This window comes from Yoonia ponticola (assembly GCF_014199395.1).
Taxonomy (GTDB): domain Bacteria; phylum Pseudomonadota; class Alphaproteobacteria; order Rhodobacterales; family Rhodobacteraceae; genus Yoonia; species Yoonia ponticola.
In genome coordinates this window covers 202920-216071 of record NZ_JACIJM010000003.1, presented here as the reverse complement: position 1 = coordinate 216071, position 13152 = coordinate 202920, and the positions used below count along the sequence as shown (strand labels likewise).

Genomic DNA, 13152 nt, shown 5'->3' with positions numbered 1-13152 from the left:
TAACTTTTAGTTAATTTGGATTTGATACTTAGGTAGAAGATTGAATCGGGAAGGGATCCGCGTGAAAGCGAATGCAAAGCGACCTTTAGGGTTTGAAAGCTTTTGGGCGCATGCGATGCATCCCGTCCTTTTGGCGTTCCCGATCCCGTTTCTGCTGGGGGCATCATTCATGGTGCCGGACCTTGTCGTGGAACTTGGCCTCATGGTGTCCGCGATCACACTGGGCATTTTGGCGGTCATGGGCATATTGGCGCGGCGACGGGTGATTTTACGGCAGCGACTACTTAGCGAAGCCGTGCCATTACTGGTCAGCAACGACCTGAACCCCGCGTTTCTGACCGATGTTGACGGCGTGATCGCCTACGCGAACGACGCGGCAAACGAACGATTTACCGAGACATCAGATGAATCTTTGGCGGCGCGGCTCGCCACGGTGATCGCGAACCCCGATGCGGTGCTGTACCGCTTGCAATCACGGGCGATCACGATGGCCTCTGCCCGCGAGGATATCGTCACGCGCGCAGGGCAATACCGCCTGTCCGTGGCGCGCGTCGGCCCAATGATGTTCTTGTGGCGCTTTGATGACCTTGCACAGGCCAGCGCGAAAACAGAACGGGCATCCGCGACGCTATCCTTGCCGATGATGACCGTGGGAAAAAGCGGGGCAATCCTGTTTTTGAACGACGCATTTCGACGGCTATTGGAATGCAGACCTCGCGCCGTTTCAGATGTTTTTGGGCCTGATCCGATCCGGTCCGGCGATCTGCACCGCATAAAAACCACCGGCGGCACCGTCGATTGCATCGTGGCCGAGGTGTCAGGCGGACCCGGTCGCCGCGAAATCTACGCGCTACCAGCGCCACCCACCACCATCGGGCCGTGGACGGAGAAACAAGTATCCACCAGCTGGAGCGTGATCGAAGACCTGCCCGTACCGCTTATGAAAGTGTCCGGCAAAGGCGATATTATTGAATCCAACCGCGAGGCACGGATGTTGTTGGGCGTGCAATCCACCGAAAACCGCCGCATGACGGAAATGCTCGACGGACTTGGCCGTCCGGTAGACGATTGGGTCAAGGAAATATTCGAGAACAAAGAAGGGCAAGCATCGCAATTCTTGCAAGGAAAAGGTGACCGCCAAGACCACGTGATTCAAGTGACCTTGAACGCAGTCGGCGTTGATAGTGACGCGCATTTGATCGCTGTTTTGAACGATGTAACCGAGTTAAAATCGCTCGAAGCACAGTTCGTTCAAAGCCAGAAAATGCATGCAATTGGCCAGTTGGCAGGTGGCGTGGCTCATGACTTTAACAACCTTTTGACAGCAATATCAGGGCATTGCGACCTGTTGTTGCTGCGCCATGACCAAGGCGATCAAGATTATAGCGACCTGCTACAAATTCATCAAAATGCGAACCGGGCGGCCAGCCTCGTCGGGCAATTACTCGCGTTTTCACGCAAGCAAAACCTGCAACCAGAGATCGTTGATCTGCGCGATACGCTCTCTGACTTGACGCATTTGCTGAACCGCTTGGTTGGGGAAAAAGTAACGCTCACGCTGAACCACGATCCAAATCTGTCACCGATCAAAGCTGACAAAAGGCAGCTAGAACAGGTGCTTATGAACCTCGTTGTGAACGCCCGAGACGCCATGCCGGACGGCGGCACGATCCAAGTTGTCACCGAGAACCTAGTCCTTGACCGTGAAATCGAACGCGACCGGGCTTTTGTTCCTGCGGGCGAATATGTTGTGGTAAAGGTCAACGACGAAGGCAAAGGTATCCCGCCCGAAATCATGTCCAAGATTTTCGTGCCGTTCTACACCACCAAACGTCTCGGCGAAGGCACCGGCCTCGGCCTGTCGACAGCCTACGGCATCGTCAAACAAACCGGCGGCTACATTTTCGCGGATAGCGAAGTCGGGCGCGGCACGCAATTTTCGCTGTTGTTCCCGCATCACGACGCGCCCATCGCCGATGTCATCCAGCACGAAGCGCCGGTTCCGACGCCGCTCACCTCCACGTCGGACGGTGTGGTGTTGTTGGTCGAAGACGAGGCACCCGTGCGGGCCTTTGCGTCTCGCGCCTTGCGTTTGCGTGGCTACACAGTGATTGAAGCTGAATGCGCAGAGGCCGCGTTGCAATTGCTGTCCGACCCCGATTTGAACGTCGATATTTTTGTGACGGACGTGATTATGCCGGGCATGGACGGCCCAACGTGGGTGCGCGAAGCCTTGTGCGACAGGCCAGATACAAAGGTCGTCTTTGTGTCCGGCTACGCCGAGGATGCGTTCGGTGACGGCAAAACGAAAATACCGAACTCGGTATTCTTGCCCAAGCCGTTCTCGTTAAACGACCTGACAAACACCGTGCAGGGGCAGTTACATTAATCGATCTGCGCGAGGTAGGCGGCGCACCCCGTCAGTGCGGCATAATCATCAGTGACCACCGAAATCGGGAACTGCTGCATGAAGTCGGCAAAGCGGCCTTTGTCTTGGAATGCCGCTGCAAACCCGCATTTTTCGAGGTGCGGAGCAAGGGCACGCGACACGCCGCCAACCAAATAGATCCCACCAAAAGGCAATAGCGTTAACGCGAGATTGCCACAGACGGCCCCCAACATGCGCACACAAATCGCCACAGTTTCCAACGCATCGGCGTCGCCCGCATCGCAAGCAGCCATGATCGCCTGCGCCTTCATTTGTGCGGGTGTGCCTTTTTGCGTGGTGACAAAGCGGTAAACATTCTCAATGCCGCGGCCGGACAGGACGTCTTCGACAGACGGAAATCCATGAATTTGCGCTACAAAATCAGCGAGGTCTCGGTCGGCAGGCGTTAGCGTCGGCAGTGTCACATGACCGCTCTCGGATGGCGGGACAACACGCCCCCCAGCGCTTTCGATCACGGGGGCGGCGTTAAATCCGGTGCCAACCCCAACGACCAATTTCGCAGCAGTTGGTTTCGCCGCATCACCAGCAAGAACCGTATCAAGGTTTTCGTCAGCAATATGCCCGACCGCATAGCCCTGCGCCTGCAGATCGTTCAAAATCGCAACGGTCGGCGCATTGGTCGCGGCGGCCAGCGATGCGTTTGTCATTGTCCAATCGAGGTTGGTCATTGTGGCTTGCCCGTCTTGAACCGGACCAGCCACTGCGACGCAGGTAGCGATGGGTGAGACATCACCTTCTTCAGACAAGTATTGTTGTAGAACAGGCTCTAAGCCCGCGAAGTTCATGTTGGCGTAACGCCGGATTGTATCAGGCAAAACTCGCGTTCCGTCAGCAAGCGCGACCCGCGTATTAGTGCCACCGATGTCCGCGACCAGCGCATATTTATTCTGGGGATGTGTCATAAATCTGGTCTCAGCGGTTGCGACGCAATGCCGTTGCCAGCGCGTAATACGACGCCTTAGGCGTGCGCACCTGTGTTTCATAATCTACGTGAACGATACCAAATCGTTTGTCATAACCAAAGGCCCATTCGTAATTATCCAAAAGCGACCAGTAGAAAAAGCCTTTCACATTCGCACCCTGCGCAATCGCGTCTTTTGTCGCCAGAATATGGTCGTTCACAAAATTCGCGCGGACCGGATCAGTCACAGCCCCGTCGACGATTTCATCATCCCAAGCCATGCCGTTTTCGGTCACAAATAGCGGCAAATCACCGACGTAACCCGCAGCGAGACGGTTCAGAAAATACTGTAACCCTTCGGGGTGAATGGCCCAATCCATGCCTGTTTTCGGCAGCGGATCGTCCATGTTTTTCGTCGCCGGCCAAATTTCACCCGCGTCTTCAGCGATCAGATGGCGCGTGTAGTAGTTCACGCCTAGCCAGTCGATGGGTTGGCTAATCTGCGCCATATCGTCCTGCCAGTCTTTTGGCATATGTCCCTCGAACCCTCGTAAAACAACGTCCGGATAGGTGCCCTTGCTGATCGCCTCGATAAACCAACGATTGTTAATTCCGTCTTGAACGTCCGCCGCGGCCAGTGCGCTAGGCGTGTCATCGGCAGGGACAGAGCGGTCAAAATTCAGCACGATCCCACAGTTTTTCTGACCTCGGGCACGCAGACGGGTCATCGCTTCGCCATGGGCCAAATTGACGTGGTGCATGGCGCGGGCGGTGGCACGAATGTCGCGCAAACCGGGCGCGTGGTGGCCGATGTAATGCGACAGATATGCGACGCACCACGGCTCGTTCAGTGTCGCGACACTCTCAACACGGTCACCGATCCGGTCCATGATCACGTCGGTAAAATCACCAAACCACTGCGCCACATCACGGTTTGTCCAGCCGCCAAGATCAGCCAGTGCAGACGGCATTTCCCAATGATACAACGTCTGAAACGGCTTTAAACCGCGCGCTAGGATAGCATCGACCAGACGGTCATAGAAATCCAAGCCCTCTTGGTTCACCGCACCGCGCCCTTCAGGCAGCACCCGTGCCCAGCTTGTGGAAAAGCGGTAGGCGTCCATGTTTGCGTTTTTCAGCAGGTCCAGATCGGCCTCGTAGCGGTGATAATGATCGCAGGCGACGGCGCCATTATGCGCCTGAAACACATTGCCTTGGGTCGCCGAAAACGTGTCCCAATGGGTCGATCCGGCACCTCCAAATGCGTGGCCTTCGATCTGGTAGGCTGCTGTCGCTGCCCCAAAAACGAAATCATCAGGAAAGTCTGCGCGGCTGAAATTCATGATGGTGTCCTTGCATTATGGTTACGAGATTCGTGCAATGTCGTTGTTTGCATAAGTCATGGGGCCGAATGTGCCTAGCCTGTTTTCCCAAACGCAGTGGGTCACGGCTTGCCACTGGCGCAGGTCTGTGGCTGCATGGCGGCCAAATATCACGAGGTAGATCATGAACGTTCCTGAAAATGGCCTAAAGGCCGCGATGCTGGCGGGCGAAACACAATACGGCATTTGGTTGAATACCGGATCGCATGTGGTGGCCGAACTCGCGGGGCATAGCGGGTTTGATTGGTGTCTGATCGACGGCGAACATGGCCCACAGACGCTGTCGGATATGGTGCCGCAGCTCCAGGCGTTGGCCACCACGCCGACGCATGCAGTCGTTCGCGTCGCAGACGCGCAGCCTTGGATGATTAAGCAAGTCCTTGATATCGGTGCTCAAACCGTGCTTGTACCGATGGTTGACACAGGCGAGCAAGCGACCGAGATGGGCCGTGCGATGCGCTATCCACCGCACGGGATGCGCGGCATGGGCGCGTCTATTGCGCGGGCGTCAAACTACGGGAATATGCCCAATTACGTGCGCGAGGCCGATGCGCAGGTCTGCCTTTTGGTGCAGGCGGAAAGTGCGGCAGCCCTTGCGAATATCGATGCGATTGCGGGTGCCGAAGGCGTGGACGGCGTGTTCATCGGGCCCGCGGACCTGTCGGCGGACATGGGCTATCCGGGCGAGGCGGATCACCCAGACGTGCTGGCCGCGATTGACCATATGATTGATCGAATCCACGCGGCGGGCAAAATTTCCGGTATCTTAACCTTTGCGACAGATCGTAGCCGCTATTACGCGGATCGCGGCGTTGGATTCGTCGGAATCGGTGCGGATATCGCGATCTTTGGGCGTGCGCTCAAGGCGACGATGGACGCGCTACGCTAGAACGCGAAGTCGGCGTTGAAATCTTCTGGCAAGGCGGTAGGCGCGGAAGCGCATGCCGCCACGGTCAGCAGGCCACAGACGAGGAATAAACGGATCATGACGTTTCCTTTAGCGCGACAGAATAAATTTACCATCGGTGATCGAGATACTGTCGTAAAGTCCAAGGTACGTCATGCCAAGCAGTGACATATCCATTTGCCCCTCGTTCACCGTCGCCCGCAAACCGGTGTCGGTGTAGGGGCCAAGGGTGACTTGATCCAGTTTCACGGCGGCGGTGCGAACTTGTCCATTTGCAGTGCGGGCAATGCCGAGATAACGCAGATCGTCGGGGGCAAATCCGATGCGGCGGGCGTCATCTTGGGTGAGGACTACCTGAGAAGCCCCTGTATCCACAACAAAATCCACATCGGTGCCGTTTACATCCAGCGTTACGTAATAGTGGCCATCGTTCGCACGCGGCAGCACGATTTCAGAACCTGCAATCGACTGACGCGGTGCAATATCGCGGCTGATATCGCCCCAAAGCCCAGCAGCGGCGATGACGCCGACAAAGATCATACCCCAGATCGCAGCCTGTTGCGCGACTTTGCCAAGGTTGCTTTTGTTCGCAAAAATATACGAGCCGACAATGGCCGCGCCGAGCAGGCCGAGGTAGGCCAGTTGTATGATCTGATCTGTATTCATGACATCGATATAGGGACTAAAGCCCGATCCCAAAAGACTGGCTGATACCATCAAGTACAAATTGGATCGCCAAAGCGGCCAGAAGCATGCCCAGAAGACGGGTCACGATGTTCAATCCAGTCTTGCCCAAGGCGCGTTCAACGAGGTTCGAGGCGAACAAGAAGCCAAGCAAACAGATCAAAACGGCAGCGACGACGCCGATGATAGACGCAAAATCGGTGAAACTTTTCGCTTCGCCAGCGAGCAGGATCAGCGTTGTGATGGCCCCAGGACCCACGATCAGCGGCATGGCAAGAGGGAACACGGACGGGTCGTCTTGGTGTTCGATTGCGGCCTCGTTGGCGTTATCTTCGCGCCGCGCTTGGCGCTTCTGGAACAACATCTCAAGGGCGGTGAGGAACAACAGGATGCCGCCTGCGATGCGGAATGCGGGCATCGAAATACCGATAAAGCCCAGTAATGCCTCACCAATCAGGATGAACGCGATCATCAGCGCAAAGGAAATCACAATCGCGCGGATCGCGATGATGCGGCGCTGAGCAGGTGTCATGCCTTGGGTTAGCGCCAAAAATAGCGGCGTTGTGCCCGGTGGATCAATGATCACAAACAGGGTGGTGAACGCGGCGATGAGGGCGGGTAAATCTGACATGAGCTACCTTTTGTGAGTGCGGGAGCCTCCGGCGGGGATTTAAAGAAAGCCAAAGAAGCGATTACTGTCCCTAAGACTTCTGCGCTTTTTCCAGATTTTCAAGGGACTGCATCCACATGGCTTCAGCGCGCTCAAGGCCATTCATGACCTCGGCGTACTTTTTGTTCCATGTTTCAAGCTCGCCTTTGCGACCATCTTCATAAAGTACAGGATCGGCCAGTTTCTTGGCAAGCTTGTCACGCATGTCGTTGATTTTCTTGACGCGCTCTTCGGATTTGCGAACGTCGGATTTAAGAGCCAGCAGTTCGTCGCGGGTCAAAACCTTTGGTTTCGGCTTTGGTTTTTCCGCAGCCTTTGGTTTTTCCGGCGTGATCAACAGCTTACGGTAGGTTTCCAGATCTTCATCGTAGGACGTCACATGGCCGTCTTTGACCAACCACAGACGGTCCGCGACCATCGACAGCAGATGCATGTCGTGGCTGACCAAGATCACAGCGCCCGTGTAGGCGGTCAGCGCGTCAACCAATGCCTCGCGCGATTCGATATCTAGGTGGTTTGTCGGCTCATCGAGGATCAGCAGATGCGGCGCGGGCAGGGTGGCAAGCAGCAGCGACAGACGCGCTTTTTGACCACCAGACAGGCGGCGCACTTCGGTGTCGGCCTGATCGGCACCAAGGCCGAACCCTGCTAGACGGGCCCGCAATTTTGCTTGGCCTTCTTCGGCGCGTTCACGCAAAAGGTGCTGCAACGGCGTCTCATCGATATACAATTCGTCAACTTGGTGCTGGGCAAAGAAACCGATGCGCAGTTTATTCGAGGTCTGCATGCTGCCACGCGCAACATCAAGTCTGCCTGATAACATCTTGGAAAGCGTAGATTTTCCTTCACCGTTCCGGCCCAAAAGCGCGATGCGGTCGTCTTGGTCGATGCGCAGGTTCAGGTCGTGCAGAATGATCGTGTCGCCGTAACCCACAGCCGCAGATTCTGTGGCGATAATCGGCGGCGACAATTCTTCTGGCTTCGGAAAGGTAAACACGGTCCGCGCCACGTCTTCGGGTGCGCGGATGGTTTCCATTTTTTCCAACGCTTTCACGCGGGACTGGGCCTGTTTCGCCTTGGATGCCTTGGCTTTGAACCGGTCCACAAAGGCTTGCAGGTGTTCGCGTTTCGCGTCCTGCTTTTTCGCCGCAGCCGACAAAAGGGCCCGCTTTTCAGCACGTTGCTTGGCGAACATATCGTAAGTACCTGTGTAGTAGATCAGGCCCTTGTCTTCGAGATGCAGGATGCCGCCGACGGAACGGTTCAACAGTTCGCGGTCGTGCGAGACGATCAAAACAGTGTGCGGATATTTGACGAGGTATGCTTCGAGCCACAGCGCACCTTCGAGATCGAGATAGTTTGTCGGCTCGTCGAGCAGCAACAAATCAGGTTCGGAAAACAGCACGGCGGCCAAGGCCACACGCATCCGCCAGCCACCAGAGAATGCAGAGCAAGGCTGGCGTTGTTCGTCGTCGGTGAAACCAAGACCCTTGAGGATCGAGGACGCGCGTCCTTCAGCGGACCAAGCGTCGATATCAGCCAAACGGGTTTGAATATCCGCGATGCGCGTCGGGTCGGTGGCCGTTTCGGATTCCGCGAGCAATGCTTCGCGTTCCACATCGGCCCGCAACACGGTGTTGATCAACGAGACTTCGTTGCCCGGAACCTCTTGCGAGACGCCGCCGATTTTCCAACCTTTTGGGATATCGACCGAGCCGGTGTCGAGCACCATTTCGCCCCGAATGATCTTGAACAAGGTTGTCTTGCCCGATCCATTTCGGCCCACGAGCCCAACCTTGTGACCGGTCGGAATCGTGACTGTTGCGTTTTCAACCAGCGTGCGGCCAGAGACGGAATATGTGATGTCTGATATCTTTAGCATAAGGTTGCTTTGCCTGATCACGAGCGCGGGGTCAATCGCCGCTTTTCAAGGGGTACGCTGCATGCTACTGCCCAGCCAGAAATTCAACGCAGGGACCGCCTGCATCCACTGAAAGAGGCCCGACATGGCAATTCAACGTACATTCTCGATCATCAAGCCAGACGCCACAAAGCGTAACCTGACAGGCAAGATCGCTGCGAAATTCGAAGACGCAGGTCTGCGCATTGTTGCATCCAAGCGCATCCAGATGACACTTGCTCAAGCGCAGCAGTTCTACGGTGTGCATTCCGAGCGTCCGTTCTTTGGCGAATTGTGCGAATTCATGATCTCTGAGCCAATCGTTGTTCAGGTTCTTGAAGGCGAAGACGCAATCGCGAAAAACCGCGAAGTTATGGGTGCTACGAACCCAGCAGATGCAGCAGACGGCACAATCCGTAAAGAATTCGCACTGTCCATCGGTGAGAACTCTGTACACGGCTCCGACGCGCCAGAAACAGCAGCAGAAGAAATCGCATTCTTCTTCTCCGGTCTTGAACTGGTTGGCTAAGTCTTTGCAGACATAGACGGAAAAGGGCGCCCAGTGAGGCGCCCTTTTTTGTGTCTGATGGTTATCTGTGTTCGGGCGGTAGGGATCGGGTCAAGATATAGACCCCATGCACCAACCCCGGAATGTAGAAGAACAGGGTCAGCAGCAGGTTCAACCAAAACGCGCCCCGCAATCCCACGGTCAGGAAAACACCGATCGGCGGGATAATGACCATCACGATTAATCTGATCCAAAACATTTAAATCACCTGTGAGTTAGCCGGCAGCTGCCCATTGCCGACGGGTTTAGCGCGGGCCGCACGCCTGTTCAAATTGGCCTCAAGGGCCGCATAATTGCGCAGGTTTGCGTTATAAACAACGTCGAATGCGTCACCGATCACTGGAATAGACCCAAACGCAAAGTCGAGCACAATGTTCAGCGTCATATAGGCCAATGCCCCCGGTGTGGCCCCGATGCGGTAGGCGCGGTGGATCATCCAGACCGATGGCACGGCAGACGCAAGGTCGCCTACAACAGGGACTAGCCCCAAGATATTGTCCAAGCCGACGGAAATACGGGTGCCGGGAATGTAGAATAATGCGTCCATGCGCGTTGCCAAAACCCGCAGGCGGCGAAGTTCTTCGTCTATGTCATATTGTATGTTCATGCCGTTAACATAGCATGCTTTTGATGTCATGTGAAGGCTATTTACATGCGCAATCTTTGGGGGGCTAAAGTTCAATGACGCCAATGCGGTCAAGAAACGCTTCGAGTTCGGATCGGGTCGCGTCAAAACTTTGCGCGCTCAGGCTGTCGAATTTAACGCGCAACGCCTTTTTCTCGTCGCCCTTGCAATCGTTCCACGGGCGGCCTTGCAGCGCCATGTGCAGCACGTAAAATCCGATGAAATGGGGGCGGGTGCCGCGTTCCAGCAACCGTCGATAGGCTGCATCTGCGCCGATCTCGTGCAGCTCTTCAGCCGTCATGATTCCCGCTTTGTTTAAGGACGTTTCGATCACAGGACCAAGATTTCGGATGGTGGATATTTTCGCCATGGCGGCAATCTATGCCGGACGGAAAAAAAGGACCAGTGGGGTCGGGGTGGGAGAGAACGGGAGAGTACTAAAACCCAAACCACCACTGGCCATTATCGGCATGTCAGCACGTCGAAAAGGGGGGAAAAACGCGCTGACGTTCCCGAAATTCTTAAATGCTGGCGTAATCGCGATAAACAGGGGTTTGTGGCTTAGGCTTACTCTGCCCCGTTGGCGGGGTCTGGCGGGTATCCTTAGGCGTTGTATTCAACATAACAAAATCCTCACTAACATAGCTCAGCGACGTATCGCAGAGAGGTACGGCAGGAAAACAAACTACCGATAGAAACTGTATAACTCGGCAACGTGGCGCTGCCGAGTCTGAAATGTGTCAAAAACGTGGAATCTGCCTAAAACAGAAACAATCAGGCAAAATAACGGGTAGGCGGCTAAGATTAGCGCGCTTTTGGACCGCCACGTTTTGGTGGCTGTGCGCCGCCTTTACCGCCTGGACCTTTACGACCAGCGGGTTTTCCACCCGGCGGTACAAACCGTTTGGACGTATCATTCGCAGACGCACGTGGCTTCGCAGGACGACCATCGTCGGCTTTCTTAAAGCCGCCGGGCTTGCCGCCGCCAGCACTCGGTTTGCCTTTAAAGCCACCTGGTTTACCGTCGGATTTGCCTTTGTACGCAGGGCGTTCGCCGTCGCGTGGTTTATACGGCGGCTTTGGTCCACGGGCGACAACTGCGTCGCCGTGATCCTTGCGGGCTGGCTTGCTGAAATCAGTTTTCTTGTGACGCGATTTGCGTGCCGTATCGTCTGAACCTGGTTTTGCAACAGGTGCCATATCATCCTGACGGGATGGGGGCGGCGCCGAGTGATCGCGTGGTTTGTCGAATCTTTTGTCGCCACGCGGTTTGTCATCACGGGATTTATAATCGCCGCGTGGTTTGTCATCGCGACCTTTGTATTCGCCGCGTGGTTTATCGTTGTCATAAGACCGCTTGCTCGGACGTGCGCCGCGCTCGGAAATCTGCGGAGGTCCGTCAAGCGCCGTCAACTTGGCTTGGTTTTCGAGGCTCATGTCCCCGCCAACCGCCTTCAGGAAGTTCGGCACAGCGGCTTCAGAAATTTCCACAAAAGTTTCTTGTGGCTGAATGCGGATCGCACCGATTTCGTTCTTTGTGATGTCGCCGGCTTTACAGATCATTGGCAACAACCAACGTGCTTCTGCTTTGCCTTCGCGGCCCACATCGACGCTGAACCATTTGGACGGGCCAAACGGTGCGCGTTCTTTGCGTTCGCGTGGCTCACGGGAATCGCGACCGCCCGCAGGGGCGTTCGGATCAACGACTGTTAGCTCTTCCGGTGCGGATTGCTTGCCTTGGTACAGGCGCAGATAAGCTGCGGCGATTTTTTCTGGCGTGTGTTCTGCCAGCAATTTCGCGGCGAATTCTGTTTCGCCTTCGGTGAATTCCGATGACCAGACTTCATCCGTCAACAAACGCTCTTCGTCTTTGGCTTTAACTTCGTCCGCAGATGGTGGGGATGCCCATTCGGCTTTCAACTTGCCCCATTTGAGCAGGTTTTCCGCACGGCGACGCATTTTCGGCGTGACGATCAGCGCAGAGATACCTTTGCGACCCGCACGACCCGTCCGGCCAGAGCGGTGCAGCAGAATTTCAGCGTTGGTTGGCAATTCAGCGTGAATAACCAGTTCCAAGTTCGGCAAATCGATCCCGCGTGCCGCAACATCCGTTGCCACACAGACCTTCGCACGACCGTCGCGCATGGCTTGCAGGGCATGTGTCCGCTCTTGCTGGGACAGCTCACCTGACAGGGCCACGGTCGCAAAACCACGGTTCGACAGGCGCGTCGTCAGGCGTGTGACCATCGCGCGGGTGTTGGCGAAAACGATCGCGTTAGGCGCATCGTAGTAGCGCAGCGCGTTGATAATCGCATTGTCCGCGTCGTATTGCGTACATGTCAGCGCACGGTATTCGATATCGCTGTGCTGGGATTCTTTGGTGACGGTCGAAACACGTACCGAATCTGTCAGGTAAGATTTCGCCAGTTTTGCGATCATCGGCGGCACAGTGGCCGAGAACATCAGCGTGCGGCGATCCGCAGGGGCTTTGCCCAGAATGAATTCAAGGTCTTCACGGAAGCCAAGGTCTAGCATTTCGTCGGCTTCATCGAGAACAATCGCACGCATGTCGGACATATCCAACGTGCCGCGCATGATGTGGTCTTTCAGACGACCGGGTGTGGACACAACGATATGCGCGCCGCGTTCCAGCGCACGTTTTTCGTCGCGGAAGTCCATCCCGCCAACAGTAGACGCCATCACAACACCAGCAGGTGCATAGAGCCACTGCAATTCGCGCTTTACCTGCAGGGCAAGTTCGCGTGTTGGGGCAATACAAAGTGCCAAGGGACGGCCAGCTGGGCCAAAAGTGCCGTCTTCCGTAAGGATGGTCGGCCCAATGGCCAAACCAAAGCCCACGGTCTTACCAGAGCCGGTTTGGGCGGACACCAGCAGATCTTTGCCTTCCAACTCAGGATTGGTGACAGACTCCTGCACAGGTGTGAGGGTGTCGTAGCCTTGTTTTTCAAGGGCTGCTGCGAGAGTCGAGATCATAAGGTGCGTTCCGCTGATAGATAAGTGTTGCGCCCTATGCCTGTTGCATCCGCGTGTCTAGGGGTAAAGCGG

General features: G+C 55.8%; 13 protein-coding genes. 3 read left to right on the top strand and 10 right to left on the bottom strand.

Going from position 1 to position 13152, the window contains the following annotated elements; all coding sequences use genetic code 11:
- The first annotated feature begins 61 nt into the window (after positions 1 to 61).
- The gene (locus tag FHS72_RS06120) at positions 62 to 2389 is read left to right on the top strand and encodes an ATP-binding protein (RefSeq protein ID WP_425511110.1); all 2328 of its coding nucleotides are present in this window, start codon (positions 62 to 64) and stop codon (positions 2387 to 2389) included.
- On the opposite strand, the gene FHS72_RS06115 is transcribed toward FHS72_RS06120, so the two are convergent.
- The 3 genes from FHS72_RS06115 to FHS72_RS06105 are packed head-to-tail and all read right to left on the bottom strand — an operon-like array spanning position 2386 to position 4858.
- Positions 2386 to 3351, bottom strand: coding sequence for a glucokinase (locus tag FHS72_RS06115; RefSeq protein ID WP_183527131.1), 966 nt, complete (start codon positions 3349 to 3351; stop codon positions 2386 to 2388). The two genes, FHS72_RS06120 and FHS72_RS06115, sit on opposite strands and share 4 nt — an antisense overlap.
- Before the next feature lie 10 nt (positions 3352 to 3361).
- Positions 3362 to 4693, bottom strand: a complete 1332-nt coding sequence (locus FHS72_RS06110; RefSeq protein WP_183527128.1) for a GH1 family beta-glucosidase — start codon at positions 4691 to 4693, stop codon at positions 3362 to 3364.
- 21 nt (positions 4694 to 4714) lie between these two features.
- Positions 4715 to 4858 carry a hypothetical protein gene (locus FHS72_RS06105; protein WP_183527125.1) on the bottom strand — a complete coding sequence of 48 codons (144 nt, stop codon included), beginning with the start codon at positions 4856 to 4858 and terminating at the stop codon, positions 4715 to 4717.
- Between FHS72_RS06105 and FHS72_RS06100 the strand changes: the two genes are divergently transcribed.
- Positions 4857 to 5621, top strand: coding sequence for an HpcH/HpaI aldolase family protein (locus tag FHS72_RS06100; protein ID WP_183527122.1), 765 nt, complete (start codon positions 4857 to 4859; stop codon positions 5619 to 5621). The genes FHS72_RS06105 and FHS72_RS06100 overlap by 2 nt on opposite strands.
- A 108-nt stretch (positions 5622 to 5729) precedes the next feature.
- Here the strand turns inward: FHS72_RS06100 and FHS72_RS06095 are convergent, their stop codons facing one another.
- From FHS72_RS06095 to FHS72_RS06085, 3 genes are all read right to left on the bottom strand, one after another.
- On the bottom strand, positions 5730 to 6305 hold the full coding sequence (locus FHS72_RS06095; RefSeq protein WP_183527119.1) for a retropepsin-like aspartic protease family protein: 576 nt from the start codon (positions 6303 to 6305) through the stop codon (positions 5730 to 5732).
- A 16-nt stretch (positions 6306 to 6321) separates the two neighbouring features.
- Positions 6322 to 6954 (bottom strand): MarC family protein, encoded by a 633-nt coding sequence (locus tag FHS72_RS06090; protein ID WP_183527116.1) that lies wholly within the window; start codon positions 6952 to 6954, stop codon positions 6322 to 6324.
- A gap of 70 nt (positions 6955 to 7024) precedes the next feature.
- Positions 7025 to 8875 (bottom strand): ABC-F family ATP-binding cassette domain-containing protein, encoded by a 1851-nt coding sequence (locus FHS72_RS06085; protein WP_183527113.1) that lies wholly within the window; start codon positions 8873 to 8875, stop codon positions 7025 to 7027.
- A 124-nt stretch (positions 8876 to 8999) separates the two neighbouring features.
- Between FHS72_RS06085 and ndk the strand changes: the two genes are divergently transcribed.
- The gene (gene ndk, locus FHS72_RS06080; RefSeq protein WP_183527110.1) at positions 9000 to 9422 is read left to right on the top strand and encodes a nucleoside-diphosphate kinase; all 423 of its coding nucleotides are present in this window, start codon (positions 9000 to 9002) and stop codon (positions 9420 to 9422) included.
- 61 nt (positions 9423 to 9483) lie between these two features.
- Here ndk and FHS72_RS06075 read toward each other — a convergent pair whose 3' ends face one another.
- The 4 genes from FHS72_RS06075 to FHS72_RS06060 form a co-directional block, all read right to left on the bottom strand.
- Positions 9484 to 9660, bottom strand: coding sequence for a YqaE/Pmp3 family membrane protein (locus FHS72_RS06075; protein ID WP_183527107.1), 177 nt, complete (start codon positions 9658 to 9660; stop codon positions 9484 to 9486).
- Positions 9661 to 10068, bottom strand: coding sequence for a DUF4112 domain-containing protein (locus FHS72_RS06070; RefSeq protein ID WP_183527104.1), 408 nt, complete (start codon positions 10066 to 10068; stop codon positions 9661 to 9663).
- Positions 10069 to 10132: 64 nt separating this feature from the next.
- Positions 10133 to 10456 carry a TfoX/Sxy family protein gene (locus FHS72_RS06065; RefSeq protein ID WP_183527101.1) on the bottom strand — a complete coding sequence of 108 codons (324 nt, stop codon included), beginning with the start codon at positions 10454 to 10456 and terminating at the stop codon, positions 10133 to 10135.
- Positions 10457 to 10890: 434 nt separating this feature from the next.
- Positions 10891 to 13080: a DEAD/DEAH box helicase gene (locus tag FHS72_RS06060; RefSeq protein WP_183527098.1), complete on the bottom strand. Its 2190-nt coding sequence runs from the start codon at positions 13078 to 13080 to the stop codon at positions 10891 to 10893.
- Positions 13081 to 13152: the final 72 nt, after the last annotated feature.